The sequence below is a fragment of the Anaerococcus hydrogenalis DSM 7454 genome, assembly GCF_000173355.1.
Classification (GTDB): Bacteria; Bacillota; Clostridia; order Tissierellales; family Peptoniphilaceae; genus Anaerococcus; species Anaerococcus hydrogenalis.
On the sequence record NZ_ABXA01000040.1, the window covers coordinates 1 to 16,811 of the forward strand.

At 30.7% G+C, this 16,811-nt stretch carries 14 protein-coding genes and 2 pseudogenes; 5 read left to right on the forward strand and 11 right to left on the reverse strand.

Annotation, left to right across the window (positions count from 1 at the left end):
* Positions 1-72: 72 nt before the first annotated feature.
* On the forward strand, positions 73-132 hold the full coding sequence (locus tag ANHYDRO_RS09905; protein ID WP_244261662.1) for a hypothetical protein: 60 nt from the start codon (positions 73-75) through the stop codon (positions 130-132).
* Between the two features lie 432 nt (positions 133-564).
* Here the strand turns inward: ANHYDRO_RS09905 and ANHYDRO_RS06830 are convergent, their stop codons facing one another.
* The 9 genes and pseudogenes from ANHYDRO_RS06830 to ANHYDRO_RS11360 form a co-directional block, all read right to left on the reverse strand.
* The gene (locus tag ANHYDRO_RS06830; RefSeq protein WP_004814932.1) at positions 565-771 is read right to left on the reverse strand and encodes a hypothetical protein; all 207 of its coding nucleotides are present in this window, start codon (positions 769-771) and stop codon (positions 565-567) included.
* Positions 761-1,194 (reverse strand): annotated as a pseudogene (gene sufU / locus ANHYDRO_RS06835) (Fe-S cluster assembly sulfur transfer protein SufU). Before sufU ends, ANHYDRO_RS06830 begins: the two are co-directional and overlap by 11 nt.
* Positions 1,194-2,414 (reverse strand): aminotransferase class V-fold PLP-dependent enzyme, encoded by a 1,221-nt coding sequence (locus ANHYDRO_RS06840; RefSeq protein WP_004814936.1) that lies wholly within the window; start codon positions 2,412-2,414, stop codon positions 1,194-1,196. Before ANHYDRO_RS06840 ends, sufU begins: the two are co-directional and overlap by 1 nt.
* A 1-nt stretch (position 2,415) precedes the next feature.
* Positions 2,416-3,462 carry a SufD family Fe-S cluster assembly protein gene (locus ANHYDRO_RS06845; protein WP_004814937.1) on the reverse strand — a complete coding sequence of 349 codons (1,047 nt, stop codon included), beginning with the start codon at positions 3,460-3,462 and terminating at the stop codon, positions 2,416-2,418.
* A complete protein-coding gene (gene sufB, locus ANHYDRO_RS09910; RefSeq protein ID WP_039914338.1) occupies positions 3,462-4,838 on the reverse strand; it encodes a Fe-S cluster assembly protein SufB in 1,377 nt (458 codons plus the stop codon). Before sufB ends, ANHYDRO_RS06845 begins: the two co-directional genes overlap by 1 nt.
* A gap of 39 nt (positions 4,839-4,877) precedes the next feature.
* Positions 4,878-5,609, reverse strand: coding sequence for a Fe-S cluster assembly ATPase SufC (sufC, locus tag ANHYDRO_RS09915; protein WP_004814941.1), 732 nt, complete (start codon positions 5,607-5,609; stop codon positions 4,878-4,880).
* A gap of 233 nt (positions 5,610-5,842) precedes the next feature.
* Complete coding sequence (locus ANHYDRO_RS06860; RefSeq protein WP_004814944.1) at positions 5,843-6,109, reverse strand: HPr family phosphocarrier protein; 267 nt, start codon at positions 6,107-6,109, stop codon at positions 5,843-5,845.
* A 251-nt stretch (positions 6,110-6,360) separates the two neighbouring features.
* On the reverse strand, positions 6,361-7,554 hold the full coding sequence (gene pepD / locus ANHYDRO_RS06865; RefSeq protein WP_004814945.1) for a beta-Ala-His dipeptidase: 1,194 nt from the start codon (positions 7,552-7,554) through the stop codon (positions 6,361-6,363).
* 31 nt (positions 7,555-7,585) lie between these two features.
* Entirely contained in the window at positions 7,586-7,780 is a 195-nt protein-coding gene (locus ANHYDRO_RS11360) for a hypothetical protein (protein ID WP_004814947.1), read from the reverse strand.
* 172 nt (positions 7,781-7,952) lie between these two features.
* On the opposite strand from ANHYDRO_RS11360, the gene ANHYDRO_RS06870 reads away from it, so the two are divergent.
* From ANHYDRO_RS06870 to ANHYDRO_RS06885, 4 genes and pseudogenes are all read left to right on the forward strand, one after another.
* On the forward strand, positions 7,953-8,999 hold the full coding sequence (locus tag ANHYDRO_RS06870; RefSeq protein WP_039914341.1) for a D-alanine--D-alanine ligase family protein: 1,047 nt from the start codon (positions 7,953-7,955) through the stop codon (positions 8,997-8,999).
* A complete protein-coding gene (locus tag ANHYDRO_RS06875) occupies positions 8,996-10,375 on the forward strand; it encodes a UDP-N-acetylmuramoyl-tripeptide--D-alanyl-D-alanine ligase (protein WP_004814951.1) in 1,380 nt (459 codons plus the stop codon). Before ANHYDRO_RS06870 ends, ANHYDRO_RS06875 begins: the two co-directional genes overlap by 4 nt.
* A 43-nt stretch (positions 10,376-10,418) precedes the next feature.
* Positions 10,419-11,352: pseudogene (locus ANHYDRO_RS11475) on the forward strand (1-phosphofructokinase family hexose kinase).
* Positions 11,353-11,430: 78 nt separating this feature from the next.
* The gene (locus ANHYDRO_RS06885) at positions 11,431-12,678 is read left to right on the forward strand and encodes a YkvI family membrane protein (RefSeq protein WP_004814958.1); all 1,248 of its coding nucleotides are present in this window, start codon (positions 11,431-11,433) and stop codon (positions 12,676-12,678) included.
* Positions 12,679-13,687: 1,009 nt separating this feature from the next.
* Here ANHYDRO_RS06885 and mgtE read toward each other — a convergent pair.
* Both mgtE and ANHYDRO_RS06895 read right to left on the reverse strand, forming a co-directional pair.
* Positions 13,688-15,046 carry a magnesium transporter gene (gene mgtE / locus ANHYDRO_RS06890; RefSeq protein WP_004814960.1) on the reverse strand — a complete coding sequence of 453 codons (1,359 nt, stop codon included), beginning with the start codon at positions 15,044-15,046 and terminating at the stop codon, positions 13,688-13,690.
* A 4-nt stretch (positions 15,047-15,050) separates the two neighbouring features.
* Positions 15,051-16,253: a S41 family peptidase gene (locus ANHYDRO_RS06895; protein WP_004814963.1), complete on the reverse strand. Its 1,203-nt coding sequence runs from the start codon at positions 16,251-16,253 to the stop codon at positions 15,051-15,053.
* Positions 16,254-16,811 lie beyond the last annotated feature (558 nt).

A 16,811-nucleotide genomic window follows, 5' to 3' on the forward strand; every position in this document is an offset into this window, starting at 1 on the left:
TCTAATATCATTTGCAGGGATAGATTCACCACCATATCAATCAGGAAACTTTAGCGCAAAAACAAAGAAAAAATATCCAAAAGAGGAAACCCAATACTAAGAAAAGTACTATACATGGCAATTTTTATGTAATGAAAAAAGCAAAAAGAAGAAAACAATCCAGTATATAAATATATAATAAAAAAGAAAAGAGAAGGCAAGGCAAAAAAAGTATCAAATATAGCAGGAATAAACAAGTTTTTGAGAATATATTATGCAAAAGTAATGGGGGAAAAAATAAGGAAGAATTACAAAAAGCTGCATAAAAAAATAGAAAAAAAAGCCCAAACAAGAGGGCTTATTTCCTATGGTCAAATTTAGTAAAAAATTTATTTAATTTTTTTAAAAAAACTTGATTTTTCCTAGCAGGTTTCGAGCGAACGTAGTGAGTCGAGAAATCTCATGAGATCTCTCCATGCGTTCGTTTCACTCACTTAGTCGAGATGGTACTTAGCCTAATTTTATTTCAAAATAAAATATTATCTAAATTCATACTTTGTCTACGCTCTGGGCATTCTAGATTAACTAAGAATGCTTTTTGTTTTCTTTAAATTTTTTATATTTAAGATAGGCATTGGCACCCATAATTATAGTTACCAATAATATTATCCACCAAAAGGGCTTGTTATTTACAAATTGAATTATTGTTAGAATTATAAGAAGGACAAAAGTTATAGTACTTGTTACAAATTCTAATAAGTTAGAATCTTTAAAAATATTATTATTTGACATCTTTTTCTATAACATCATCCAAGGTTTTCCAAGATAAAAGTGCACATTTTACCCTTTGTGGCATATTTGAAATATTTTGGAAAGCTGCTGCATCTCCAATTTTTTCCAAATCTTCATCACTAATATCTTCTCTTTTAATCATTCCTATATAAATTTTTGCCATCTCTTTTGCTTCTTCAATTGTTTTTCCAACAATTTCATCGCACATAACAGAAGTTGCAGCTTGGCTTATGGCACAACCGTGTCCTGTAAAAGCTGCCTCTGTAATTACATTTCCATCATGTTTTAATTCCAAAACAATTTCATCTCCACATGAAGGATTGTGTCCTGGCTCTTTTATATCAGGATTTTCCAAATTTCTTTTATTTTTTGATTTCTTGAATTTTCTAAAATTACTTGAGTATAAACATCATTTAAGTCCATTAAAGTCCCATCACCTTTCTTACATTTTTAAGCTCTTTTGCAAAATATTCTACTTCCTCTTTAGTATTATATATGGCAAATGACGCTCTGCAAGTTGAAGATACATCAAGGTAGGTGTGAAGTGGCATAGCACAATGGTGACCACTTCTTACAGCTATTCCTTTCATATCTAAAATTGTTGCAACATCATGTGGGTGAATATCATCAAAGGTAAAAGAAACAACAGATCCTGTTTTTCTTTTTTCTGGGAAAAATACTTTTATATGGTCAATATCTTTTATTAATTCATAAGCATACCTTGCAAGCTCATTTTCATGCTTATAAATATTTTCCACTCCAATTTCATTCATAAAATCAATTGCTGCAGAAAGTCCTACAACTCCACCAACATCTTGGGTTCCTGCTTCAAATTTTTGGGCAGGAGCTGCAAAAGTAGACTCTTGTTCATAAACATATTCAATCATATCTCCACCAAGATTATATGGTTTCATTTTATCAAGCAAGTCATATTTTCCATACAAAATTCCAATTCCCATTGGTCCATACATTTTGTGGGCTGAAAAAGCAAGAAAATCACAATCCAAATCTTTGACATCAATTTTTCCGTGTGGAGCAAGTTGACAAGCATCAACAATTGAAATCGCCCCAACTTGGTGGGCAAGTTCTGTTATTAATTTTTGATCTGTCATCTCACCTGTAACATTTGATGAGGCAGTAATTGAAACAATTTTTGTTTTATCTGTGATCTTTTCTTTTACTTCATCGTAATTTAAGGAATAATCATCATTTAGGTAAACATATTTTAAAACTGCCCCAGTTTCTTTAGCTACCCTTTGCCAAGGAACCAAATTTGCATGGTGTTCTAAAATTGAAATTACAATTTCATCACCTTTTTTTAAATTTTCACTTGCATAAGAATAAGCCACAAGGTTTAAAGATTCTGTTGCATTTCTTGTATAAATTATTTCTTCATCCCTATTAGCATTTATAAATTCTTTAACTTTTTTTCTGGTATTTTCAAAAGCTTCTGTTGCCTTCCATGATAAAAAATGAGCTCCCCTGTGAGGATTTGCATTTGAATATTTGTAATAATCAGCTTGGGCATTTATTACTGAAAGAGGACTTTGGCTAGTTGCTGCTGAATCTAGATAAATAACTTTTTTTCCAGTTTTTTCTTCATCCAAAAATGGAAATTCTTTTCTTATTTTTTCTATATCCATCCTAACCCCTCGTATTCATTGAGTGAACTTTATATCTTACTTTTTCTCTCAATTCATCATGGTCAATTTTATCAATTGTTGGAGCAAAATTAGCTTCAAGCATCAAACTTTCAGCCTTTCTTTTAGAAAAACCCCTGCTCATTATATAAAATAACATGGCCTTATCAAATCTTCCTACACTTGCAGCGTGTTCTCCAGATACGTCCTTTTCTTCATTTAATAAAACTGGAGCAGACCTATTAATTGCATCAGGGCTAAGCATTACAGCATAATCACCGATTTTTCCATCAGCATGCTCGCATCCTCTTTTAAGATCAACAACACCCTTCCATCTTTTTTCAGCTTTTCCCTTAAGGGCACCATTGAAAAGACAATTTGATTTTGTAACTTTTGCCTTATGGTCATTGAAGGCACCAATATCTAAAAAGTCATCATTTTCTTTAAAATAAATTCCATTTTCTTCAAGATTTGATTCTTCTCCATCAAGGAAATTTCTTATATTTACATAAGACTTGTCTGCGCCTAGTTCAATATAGGAAATATCAAAATTTGCCCTATCACCAATTATTGATGAAATTTGTTGTAAATTTAGAGAATTTTCTAATAAATCTACAACTACAACCAACTTCACAGAAGAATCTTCTTCAAGATTTACCCTAATTAAAGAATTTAGGTAGGAAGAATCTCCCTCACTTTGAGAAAAATTAACTAAAAATGAAGATTTTGATCCTTTTTTTGCATTTATATCAATTTTATTTACAAGTTGTTTTGATTTTTGATCAAGATTTAAATTAATAAATTCTAAATCTTTTTCTCCATCAATATCCCTATAAATATCTAAATTATTAAATTTTTTATTCTCATCTAAGAAAGCTTGTGAAAGTCCATAATTCTTTTCCTTAAAAATTTCATCTAAAGATTTATTTTCTTTATTTGAGCTTTCTAAATTTTTATATCCTATTTTTTCATTTAAACTTGGAGCTTTTTCACTATAATTTAGCTTGGTATATGACCAAGTAGGCTCTCTCATTACATTTACTTTTTCCATCAGCCATTTGCTCCTTCCAATTCCATATCAATCAAATTATTCATCTCAACTGCATATTCTAGTGGCAATTCTTTTGCAACTGGCTCTGCAAATCCTCTTACTATCATAGATTTTGCTTCGTTTTCTGGAATTCCCCTGCTCATTAGATAAAATATTTGTTTTTGATCAAGAGATCCAATTTTTGCTTCGTGTCCACAATCTACATCATCATTTCTTATATCAAGAGTTGGAATTGTATCTGATTTTGATTCACGTGATAACATTAAGTTTTCACAATCTACAGTTGACTTTGATCCTTTTGCTTTTTTTCCAATTTTTACAAAAGACCTTGTCATAGATTTTCCATTTCCTTGAGTAATAGATTTTGTAAGAGCTGTTGAATAAGTGTTTGGGGCGTTATGAATCATTGAACAACCATTATCGATATATTGACCGTTTGATGCATAAGTTATTCCTGTATATTCAGCTCTTGCTCCTTCTCCATTTAAAATTGTGGTTGGATAAAGCATAGAAACTTTAGAACCAAATGATCCAGAAATCCATTCAACTTGACCATTTTCTTCAACTATTGCCCTTTTTGTATTAAGGTTGTACATATTTCTTGACCAGTTTTCTATTGTAGAAAATCTTACTTCAGCATCCTTGTGAACAAAAATTTCTACACTTCCTGCGTGAAGATTTACAACATTATATTTTGGAGCAGAACATCCTTCTATAAAATGAACTTTTGCTCCTTCTTCAGCAATAATCATTGTGTGTTCAAATTGTCCAGCTCCTGGAGCGTTTAACCTATAATATGATTGGAGAGGAATATCTACATTTACTCCCTTTGGTACATAAATTAAAGATCCTCCTGACCAAACTGCACCGTGAAGAGCTGCATATTTGTGTAGGGTTGGTGGAATTGCTCTTTGGAAATATTTATGAACAATTTCTTCGTGTTCTTTTAAGGCTGTATCAAAATCTGTAAAAATTACCCCTTGGTCTGACAAGTGTTTTTGAATTGAATGATAAACTTCCTCACTGTCGTATTGGGCCCCAACTCCTGCAAGAGATTCTTGCTCAGCTTGAGGTATTCCTAGCCTATCAAAAGTATCTTTAATTTCTTCTGGTAGGGCATCCCAATTGCTTTTTTTGTCAGTTTTTGGCTTAACATAAGTTGTTATATCTGCCATATTTAATTCTGAAAGGTCTGGTCCCCATGATGGATTTTCTGTTTGTTCAAAAATCAAAAGAGATTGAAGTCTTCTTTTTAACATCCATTCTGGTTCATTTTTCTTTCTTGATAATTCTTCTACTATTTCTTTATTCAAACCCTTATCGGATATATCTGAGTATTCAAATTTGTCAATGACATCATAAATACCCCTATCTATATCCTTAAAGGTTGATTCATCAAATTTTTTTCTGTCATTTTAAACCCACTCATATCCTTCTTTTTCGATTTTTTCCATTAGGCTTGCATCAGATGTTTCCTTAATTACTCCATCTTTTAAAACGTGAACATAATCTACATCTATATTTTCTAATAATTCATTGTGGTGAGTTACAACTATTACTGCATTATCTTCGCTTAAATAATTTTTGATTCCTTCACTTACAATTCTTACTGCATCAACGTCAAGTCCTGAGTCAGTCTCATCAAGCATGGCAAGTTTTGGATTTAACATTTTAAGTTGTAAAATTTCTGATTTTTTTCTTTCTCCACCAGAAAATCCTACATTTACATATCTGTTTGCATATTCTTCAGATAATTTTAAATCATCCATTTCTTTTTTAAGTTCCTTATTAAAGCCTAAAATTGATGGTTTTTTACCTGTAACTTCTTCTTTAGCTTGTTTTAAGAAATCTCTAAGTTTTACACCATTTATTGCATCTGGTGATTGGAAAGACATAAAAATTCCAGCCCTTGCTCTTTGATCAGTTGTAAGGTCTGTTATATCTTCTCCTTCAAAAAATATTTTTCCTTCTGTTACATCGTAAATTGGATTAGCCATGATTGAATTCATAAATGTAGATTTTCCTGATCCATTTGAACCCATTATTACATGCACTTCCCCAGCATTTACCTTTAAATCTATTCCTTTTAATATTTCAGTATCTCCAACTGAAACATGTAAATTTTCAACTTTTAATAATTCTTTCATTTTGTACCTCTTCTTATAATTTTCGAGAAAATAAATCTTATATCCATTAAAAAGTATACTACTTTAGTACGAATTGTCAAAACTTGAAATCCTAACATCTGATAAAAGATTTCATCTTAAATTTATTGTTCTTATTTTTCAGTATAATTTTAAAATTTTCACAAAGAAAAAACACTTTTAATTAAAAGTGTCCTTATAAGTAATTATTTTATTTTTAATATGATTATTTTCAACTAATAATTTGTTAGTTCATTTTCTATTAAATCTACCAAGCTTTTTACAGCTTCTTGTTCGCCTTCACCTTGGGCCTTTATAGTAATTTCTTCACCCTTGCCAGCGCTCATTGAAAGCACGGACATAATTGATTTGGCATTATAAACTCTACCATCTTTTTCAACGTTTATATCGCATCCATGCTTAACAGCTTCTCTAATAAAAATAGAAGCAGGTCTTGCATGTAAACCGATTTCATTCACTAATGTGACTTTTTCCTCGTACATAACTCCTCCATATTTTTGTTGATAAATAAATATTATCAGTCTATATTTTTTAAACTCAAGACCTTAACTCGCTATATTTATTATACACGTTTTCCCATAATAATACAACGATTTACTTCGACAATAAATTATCTTAAATTTTAGAAAATGATTTCCTTTCTGTAAACATTATAACATGAAATAGAAAATTAACAAGCTTGTTTTATACATATTATTTATATAAATATAAAAGAGGCCGAAGCCTCTTTGTTTTATCTTAACTCTTTTAATAATTCTATTAAGAATTTATAATTATTTTCTGTAGATTTTATATTTACTCTTTCTTCTGGTGAGTGAGCACCTTCGATTTCAGGACCAAATGAAACCATTTGAGTTTCTTTCATATCTTGTTTTAAAAGTCCACATTCAAGTCCACCGTGGGTTGTTAAAATTTCAGGTTTTTTACCATATAAATTTTCCCAAACTTTTACCATTTTCTCTAATAATTCGCTATCTTCTCTTTCCCAACCTGGGTATTCATTATCAGATGAAACTTTTGCTCCAAAAAGTTCAACTTGTCTTTTTATAACATCACGCCTAAATCTTTTTGCACTTGTTAGCTCACTTCTTGCAAGTACTACAAATGTTATATTTTTTTCATCTTCTTCAATTAAGCCAAGATTTGAACTTGTAACCATTGATCCATCAAATTTTTTAACAGGACCATCAGCAATAATTAGATTTGCATTTACTATTTTTTCTGATAATTCTTTTGTGAAAACTTCCCCATCATAAGAGCATTCTTCTATTATAATTTGTCCATTTGGATCTGAATTTTTGTATTCATGTAGGATATTTTCTTTTACTTCTTCTAATTTTTTAATTGCTTCTTTAGCATTTTCCACTTCTACTATTGCATATGAATGAGAAGGGATGGCATTTCTTTTTACTCCACCTTCAATTTTTGCAATTTTATATGAATCAAGAGTGTCAATTACCCTTACAAGTCCCTTGATAGCATTTAGTCTAAATTTATCAATTTCCATTCCTGAGTGGCCACCTTGGAAATTTTTAAATTCTATTGAAATGAATTCTCCATTTGCTTTTTCGTATTCTTTTTCAAAAGAGAATTTAATATCCATTCCACCTGCACAGCCTATTGTAAGGATACCTTCTTCTTCACTGTCAATGTTTAGAAGATATTTTGGATTTCCTAATTTTTTAGTATCAAGATTGTTTACACCAACCATTGATGTTTCTTCGCCTGTTGTAATCAAAGCTGCTATAGGTCCGTGATTAATTTCATCATTATCTAAAATTGCAAGGGCATAAGCTATTGCCATGCCATCATCAGCCCCAAGGGTTGTTTTGTTTGCTGTAACCCAATCCCCTTCTACAAGAAGTTCTATAGGATCTTTGGAGAAATCATGGTTAGAATCCTTTTCCTTTACAGCTACCATATCCATATGGCCTTGAAGTAAAATTTCTGGATAATCTTCACAGCCTTTTTTTTGCTTCTTTCTTTATATATACATTTAAAACATCATCTTGCCAATATTCTAAATTTCTTTCTTTTGCAAAATTAACTAAAAAATCTGAAATTCCTTTTTCATTTCCACTTTCTCTTGGTATATTTGATATTTCTTTAAACCAATGAAAAACTTCTTTTGGTTGTAAATCTTCGTATTTCATAAACCCTCCTATTTTTATTTTCTAAAAACATTATACTCGTTTTGAAAAATAAAAGTATAAAAATCAAAAGAATCTTGACAAATATTTATTTTTTCTTATTTCATTTGCCTTTTATTTGCTCTAATTTCTCATATGTAGTAAAATTTTTATATAAAATTAGATGGAGAGACAAATGATTAATACTTATTTATTATGTGGTGGACCTTCAAGTGAGCATGATATAGCTTTAAGAAGTGCCCTTAATATTTCAAAAAATTTAAACAAAGAAAAATATAAGTTAAAACTTGTATATGTTGACAAAAAAGGCAGGTTTTCAAAGGCCTTTGATTTTATAGATACAGATGATGAATTTGATCTTGTAAAGACTTGTAAGGAAAATATTCTAGAATCAATTTCTGACTTTCTTTTAGAATTAAAAGATAAGGATAAGGATAATACTATAATCATTCCTTGTATTCACGGAACTTATGGTGAAGATGGTACAATTCAAGGATTTTTGGATGCAATTGACATGGCCTACATAGGAAATGGACTCTTATCATCATCAGTTTGTATGGACAAGGTTACTGCAAATGACATTTTTGAAAAAAATAAATTATCTCAAGCTAGGTATCTTTATGCAAAGGAAGAAACTTTTAATGAAGATTTTGCAAAAAAATGCCAAGAATATATTAAATTCCCTATGATTGTAAAACCATCAGCAAATGGATCATCTGTTGGTGTAAATAAGGCTGAAAATATAGAAGAACTTTTAAAATTTGGAAAAGAAGCCTTAAAATATGACGAGAAAATCTTGGTTGAAGAGGCAATTATAGGTCAAGAAGTTGAAATTGCTGTAATTGGTGAAAATGAATTAATGGCATCAAAACCTGGTGCTTACACTACAGATCACACCTTCCTTGATTATGATGCAAAATATTTTGACAAATCTACTAAGGAAGAGCTTCCTTATCCTATTGATGAAAATCTTGAAAAAGAGCTTTTAGAATTTGCAAAAAAATGCTACAAGGCTTGTGGATGTCAAGGTTTTGCAAGGGTTGATATATTTTTGAAAGACAATAAATTTTATATAAACGAAATTAATACCTTCCCAGGTTTTACTCCTACTTCATTTTTTGCAAGACTCTGTAAAATTAGCTTTAATCTTGAATTTGAAGAAATTTTAAATATGTTAATTGAAGAAGGATTTAAAAGTTTTCAAAAAAGGAGATTTAAATGATTGAAAGAAGTCTAGATCAAATTTCTAAAATGCTTGGTGGGGAAATTTCTGATCCTGAATATGGCCATGTGAAAATCAAGGGTGTATCAATCGATTCAAGAACTATAAAAAAAGATATGCTCTATATTCCCATTGTTGGGGAGAAATTTGACGGAAGAATCTTTATTGAAGAATGTCAAAACGCAGGATCACCTGCCTTTTTGATTGACAAAAATTTTAAAATTCCAAAATCAATTAATATTCCTTATATTATAGTAGATGATACACAAAAAGCCCTAAGAGATTTGGCAAGGGCCTATAGAAAAAAGCTTGATATAAAAATTATAGCTATAACAGGATCAAATGGTAAGACAACCAGCAAAAATATTATCCATTCAGTCCTATCAGAAAAATATAAGGTAGAAAAAACTCATGGAAATTTAAATAATGAAATAGGTCTTCCCCTTACAATTTTAGATTTTTCAGAAGATACTGATATTGGAGTTGTTGAAATGGGAACAGATGATTTTGGAGAAATTTCTGTTTTGACAAATATAGCAAGGCCTGATATGGCAATGATTACAAATATCGGTGATGCCCATCTTTTAAAATTAAAAACAAGGGAAGGAATTGCCAAGGCAAAACTTGAAATTCTTGAAGGCCTAAAAGATGATGGAATATTTTTATATAATGGCGATGATGAAATCTTAAAAAAAGTCCTACCATCATATGATATAAAACAAAAAACTATATCCTTTGGTATGGGAGATAAGGTTGATTTTAAGGTTGAAGCTAGAGAATATACAAGTACATCAACAAATTTTTCCTACAAGGATGAAAATTATTCAGTTCCCTTACTAGGTTCCCACCAAGTTTATAATGGTGCCCTAGCAGTTTTGATTGGAAAATTATTTGACCTATCTTATGATCAAATTAAAGTGGGGCTTTCAAAATCATCAAACAATGCCAATAGGAATGAATTAATTGAAAGAGACGGCTTTGACATTCTTGATGATGCCTACAAATCAAATCCTCAATCATTAAAACAAGGTCTTGAGCTTGCTGGATTTTTGGATGGATACTTAAATAAAATTGTAGTTTTGGGAGATATGCTTGAGCTAGGGGATGATGAATTAAATCTCCACTACAAGTCTGGCCTTGATATTGATCCAAAAAAAATAAATTATTGCCTATTTTTTGGACCTCTTTGCAAGGAAATGTATAGGGCCAGTTTAGAAAATTTCCCACAAGATAGAAGCTTCTACTTTGAAAACAAAAACGACCTAATCGATAAATTAAAACTTCTAATAACAAAATCTACTCTGGTTTTTGTAAAAGGATCTAGAGGGCTTCATATGGAAGAAGTTATAGAAGCAATTTACGATTTTAGGGTATAAAAAATTAAAAAAGATTAGAAAAGATTAAATTAATGGAGGAATTATGATTTACACAGTTACACTAAACCCATCTGTGGATGTATTTTTGGAAGTGAAAAACCTTAATATTGGTAATAAAAACCATGTTACAGACGAATTTACCCTACCAGGAGGAAAGGCCCTAAATGTTTCTAGAGTTCTTTCTCAATTACAAATTCCGACTGTAGCAACAGGATTTATAGGTGGCCACCAAGGAGAATTTATCAAAGAATGGCTTGATAAAGAAAATATCATGACAGATTTTGTAGAAATTGAAGAAGCAAATAGGACTAATATAAAACTTCTTGTAAACAATGAAGAAACAACAATAAATTCAAAAGGACCAAATATAAGCCACTATGAAGTAGATGAACTATTATATTATTTATCTAGAGTTGGAGAAGGAGATACCATTGTTATGGGTGGGTCAATTCCTCCAATGGAAGAAAAAGCTGATGAAGATATTTATTCAAGAATGGTTTCAATAGCAAAGGCAAACAAGGCAAACTTTATAGCAGATATTCCTGCAAAATATTTACCAGATGTTATAAAAGAAGGACCAATCCTTGTAAAACCAAATGTAGACGACTTGATGGAAATTTTTGGTGAAAAAAATCGAAACAATTGAAGATATGGATAAATACGGTAAAAAAATAATTGAAATGGGAGCCCAAAATGCCATAGTATCTTATGGTAAAAAAGGATCAATGTTCTTCTCAAAAGATGGACATTCATACATTTCAGAAGAAATCCACGTAAACGAAGTAGTTAATTCAGTTGCTTGTCGTGATGCTATGATTAGTGGATTTATAGGAACTTTGGCAAGAACAAGCGATACTCTAGAGGCTTACAAGGTAGCAGTAGCAGCTGCAACAGCTACTGCAGAAGTTCTAGATCTTCCAACAAGAGAAGAAATAGAAAAAATCATACCAAAAGTTGTAATTAACCAATTTTCTTAAAAATAAAAGTGTTGGTAAGTCCAGCACTTTTATTTTTAAAAGAAAAAACTTTTATTTAATAAGTAAAAAGGAGAAATAATGAACAAAAAAACTATAAGTGTAATGCTCGCCTATGTAGGCGTATTGACCGGGGCAGGACTTGCCAGTGGTCAAGAACTTATGCAATATTTTGTGTCCTTTGGAATTTCTGGACTATTTGGTCTAGGATTTATAGGAATTTTTCATATTTTAGTTGGAGGAATAATACTTCAACTAGGATCACATTATCTTGCAGAAAGTCATATAGATGTAATAGATGAAATTTCAAATAAGTATGTAGGAAAATTTATGGATTGGGCCCTAGTAATAAATTGTTTTTTGATGGGCTTTGTTATGATTGCAGGAGCAGGGTCAAATTTAAATCAACAATTTGGCTTTAAACCTTGGGTAGGTTCTTTAATTTGTACACTCTTAATTATTTTTATAGGAATGTTAGACTTTGATAAGGTTACTCAAGTAATAGGAGCCTTTACCCCTTTAATAATTTTATTTGCAGTTGTTGGATCAATTTATACATTCCTAACAATAAGTCCTGATTGGCAAAGTTTAGATAAAATTGGAAAATCTGTCTTATCTCCCCTACCAAATCCTATCCTATCTACCCTAAATTATTTTGGTTTATGTATGATAAGTGGAATTTCCATGGCCTTTGTTCTTGGAGGTAGTAAAACTGATTCAGCAGAGGCTGGACTTGGTGGAATGTTTGGGGGATTAATGGTTGCAATTCTTACAGCCCTTGTAGGATTTACCTTATTTTTCACCCTACCAATAGTAAAAGATTCAGATATACCAATGCAAGTTGTTTTGCAAAATATCCATCCAATTCTTGGACTTTTGATGTCTCTAATAATCTTTGGAATGATTTTTAACTCATCAATTTCCCTATTTTATTCAGCAGCAAGAAGATTTTCAAATACAGAAAATAAATTTAGAAGAAACCTAGTAATATTTACCCTAATAGGATTTGGGCTTTCCTTTATGGGCTTTAAAAAGTTAATGTCCATCCTTTATCCAATCTTAGGATACCTAGGACTTGCACTAACTATAATTTTGGTAATAGCTTGGTTTAGAGAAAAAGAAGAAATAAAAAGAGAAATGAGAAGAAGATTTGCAATTTCAGTTCTTACAAGAAGAAAATTAGATGAGTTTGAAGATTTCGGAAAAATGGAAAAAGATAAACTAAATAGACTTGCAGAAAGATCTATTATTGATAATAAAGAAATAAAACAAGCAGTTCACGAAGAAATAAAAGAAGAATTAGAAGAAGAAAATAGCGAAGAAGAATAAAAATTAGACTGGATAAGAAGATTGATTTTCTTATCCAGTATTTTTTTGCTATATTTAAAAAAAAGATTAGATTGCTTATGTAAATCTGAAAATAAATTTAAAATATAGCAAATACAATTTAAGAGATCTCTCGACTAGGCTCGAGATGGGTTAATTCTTTTTGGATTTAATGACTAAAGTAATTTAATACTAAAATAAGTTTTGAATGATATTTATAAAATATACTTACTTTAGTAAATATTGTAAGTTATGATTTATTTGAAAATATAATTATAGAATCTATAAGCCTTTAGCAATTAAGAAAATAAGATAGTTACCCATCTCGAGCTTGTCGAGAGATCTCATGAATTATGTATTTCTAAAGGTTAAATTTAAACTTTAGCTAATCATATGATAGAGATCTCTCGGCTAGGCTCGAGATGAGTTAATTCTTTTTTGGATTTAATGACTAAAGTAATCTAATACTAAAATAAATTTTGAATGAAATTTATAAAATCTACTTACTTTAGTAAATATTGTAAGTTATGATTTATTTGAAAATATAATTATAGAATCTATAGCCTTTAGAAATTTAGAAAATAAGATAGTTACCCATCTCGAGCTTGTCGAGAGATCTCATGGATTATTTAATTCTAAAGGTTAAATTTAATCTTTAGCAAATCATGTTAAGTGATATCTTTTTTACTTAATTTATCAAATAAAAAAGCTCACTAATTAAAGTAAGCTCAGACTGTTGACAAACTAAAAATTTAACCATTTCGACCGAACGTAGTGAGTGGAGAAATCTCATGAGATCTCTCCGTGCGTTCGTTTCACTCACACTAAAACATGTTTGCTACGAAAATTTCTTCGTGATTTAGCACTTAGTTTTAGGGATAAATATGCCAAATCAAGGCATATTTATCTAGTCGAGATGGTACGTAGCTTAATTTTTATTATAAAATAAAATATTATCTACATTCTTACTTTGTCTACGCTCTGAGCTTACTAATTAAAGTAAGCTTATTTTTTATATTCCCATAATTATTTTTGCAACTTCAAAATAGCAAATTAATCCTATTGAGTCTACTATGGTTGTTATTAGTGGACTTGCCATTATTGCTGGGTCAAATCCTAATTTTTTGGCTCCCATTGGTAGTAGGGCACCTACAACTTTTGCTATAATTATTATTACAAAAATTGTGATTGCAACTATAGCAGCAACTTCCATGTCAACTCCATCAAATAATAAGCATTTTAAAAATGCTAGAAGTGACATAACTACTCCTACTATTACACCTACTTCAAATTCTTTTCCTACAACTTTAAACCAATTTTTTAAATCTACATCTCCTGTTGCCATACCACGGATAACCAAGGTTGATGATTGACTTCCTGCGTTTCCACCTGAGTCTGTTAGCATTGGGATGAACATGTTAAGGGCAATTATTGATTCTATTACTTTTTGACTTGACTTTAAAATTGTTGATGTAAATGATGCAGAAACCATCAAAAACATTAGCCAAGGCAATCTGTTTTTTGCAAGTTTCAAGGCAGATGTTGTTGAGTATTCTTCTTCATCTGGTGTTGTACCAGCCATTCTTTGGAAGTCTTCTGTTGTTTCTAACTCCATTACATCCATGATATCATCAACTGTGATTATCCCTATTAATCTTCTTTCGCTATCTACAACTGGAAGAGCAGTAAAACCATACCTTCTAAAAGTTTTAGCAACTTCTTCTTGGTCTTCGTAAGCCTCAACGCTGATTACATCCTCATACATCAAATCTTTTACTTTTGTATCTGATGGACTTGTTACAATCATTCTCAAAGAAACATATCCCAACAATGATTTTGTTTTGTCTGTTACATAGCAAGTATAAATTGTTGCACTACTTGTTCCTACTCTTTTTATCCTTTCCAAAACTTTTTGGCAGGTCATCTGTGGATTTACTTCTATAAATTCTGTTGTCATCAAACTTCCAGCAGAATCTTCTGGAAATTGTAAGAATTGATTTACTCTTTTTCTCATTTCTGAATCAGAATTTCTCAAAATTCTTTTTACAACAGTTGCTGGCATTTCTTCCAAGGTATCAATCACATCATCAAAGTTTAAAGCTGTTACAATTGCATCAAGCTCTGGGTCTGTGATTGATGTTAGAAGTCTGTGCTTGCCATCATGTTTTAATTCTGCAAATACTTCTGCAGCATCATCTTTTCTAAGAAGTCTATAAACAATCAAACTTTGCTCATTGTCAAGCTCAGACATAAATTCTTCTATGTCTACCGGGTTTGTCCTTCTTAAAGAATCCTTTAAAGCAGTAATATCTTTTTTTTCTAAAAGTTCATTTAGCTCTTTTATCCTTAATTCGCTATTGTAGCTGTTCATAATATCACCCCTTAATTTCTTCTAATAATGTATCCATAGCCTTATTAAATTGGTCGTCCTTATCAAGATTTTCTATATCTAAGCTATCATTATCTTTATTTTCAACCTCTATATCTGGTTTTACACCTATTTTGTGAATCTTTGTTTTATTTGGAGTAAAATATTCGCTAATTGTAATTTTAACCCCAGATCCATCTTCAAGTGGGAAAAGTTTTTGAACTATGCCCTTACCAAAAGAAGTTTTTCCGACAATTTTTGCCCTGCCTCTATCCTTAAAAGCACCTGCTAAGATTTCTGATGCTGAGGCAGAATTTTCATTAATAAGGACAGTCATAGGAGTCTTGTCCATATCCTTATCACTTTTTTCAACTATCTCCTTACCTTTTTTATCAACAGTTGAAACTATAACTCCCTCATCCAAGAATGTATCAGCAATTGCAAGACATACATCAAGACTTCCACCAGGATTATTTCTAAGATCCATAACTATTCCATCAACATTTTGATCTTTTAAAGACTTTAATTCTTTGGCAAATTCTTCCTTGGTTACATCTTCAAATTCTTTAACTCTTAAATAACCAATTTTCTTGTCATCTTTTTCTACTACCTTGCTATCCACAGTATCAACTTTGACATTAGCTCTTTCGACTTCTATTTCTTTTTCCTCAGCCTTTTCCTTGTCATTTTTTCTTAAAACTGTGAGTTTAACTTTTTCTCCAATATTTCCCCTCATTTTTGAAACAGCTTCTTCTAATTGATCAGCAGAATAACTCTCTCCATCAACCTTTGTAATATAGTCTCCAACTTTTATACCAGCTTTTTTGGCAGGGGATTCATCAAAAACAGAAATTGCCTTAATATAACCTTCATCGCTTGCTTGAACGGCAACTCCAATTCCAGCATACTTTCCGTTTACACCTTCCATAAGCTTTTCAAATTCATCTTTTGTATAATAAGCTGTATAGGGATCTTTCAAATTCTCAAACATTCCCTTCAAAGATCCATCATACAATTGTTTTTCATCATAATCGAAAAGGAAATTTTCATCTATTAACTCTTTCATAGCTTCCATTTGAGCCATATGTTTTTGGTTTTCTTGTGATAATAAGGGGCTATCTTTGGAAGAATTTTTACCAAGGGTAAAACCTGTAAATCCAATACCAATTACCAGCAAGAAGGCCAATAAAACCTTACCAATTTTTTTCATAATACCTCCACTTACATAAAGCCTAAAATTAAGGCTTTTATTATAATAAATACTTCTCAGTATTCTTCTATTTTAACACAATCAGAGCTTTTTTTAAATAAAGGAAAATTTTTAAAAAAATAAGCTGGAAAATAACTTTCCAGCCAGAGCGTATACAAAGTATGAATGTAGATAATAATTTATTTTAAAATAAAAATTAAGCTACGTACCATCTCGACTAAGTGAGTGAAACGAACGCACGGAGAGATCTCATTAGATTTCTCGACTCACTACGTTCGCTCGAAATGGGAAAATTTTTAGTTTGTCAACAGACTGGGACTATTTAGACTGTATGGTCTAATAGCCTTATTTTTTTCATATCTTTTCTTCAAATAATCCCAAATCATAGTGGTTGGTTATTATTATTTTTTTGCCATTTTTGTTTAAATCTTTGATTAGATTCGCTATGTATTTTGCTTTTCTTTGTCAAGTTCATTAAAAGGTTCATCTAATAAGTATAATTTTTATCAGTAAATAGAAGTAAAATCAAATATAAAAATTTAAATTCTCCACCTGATA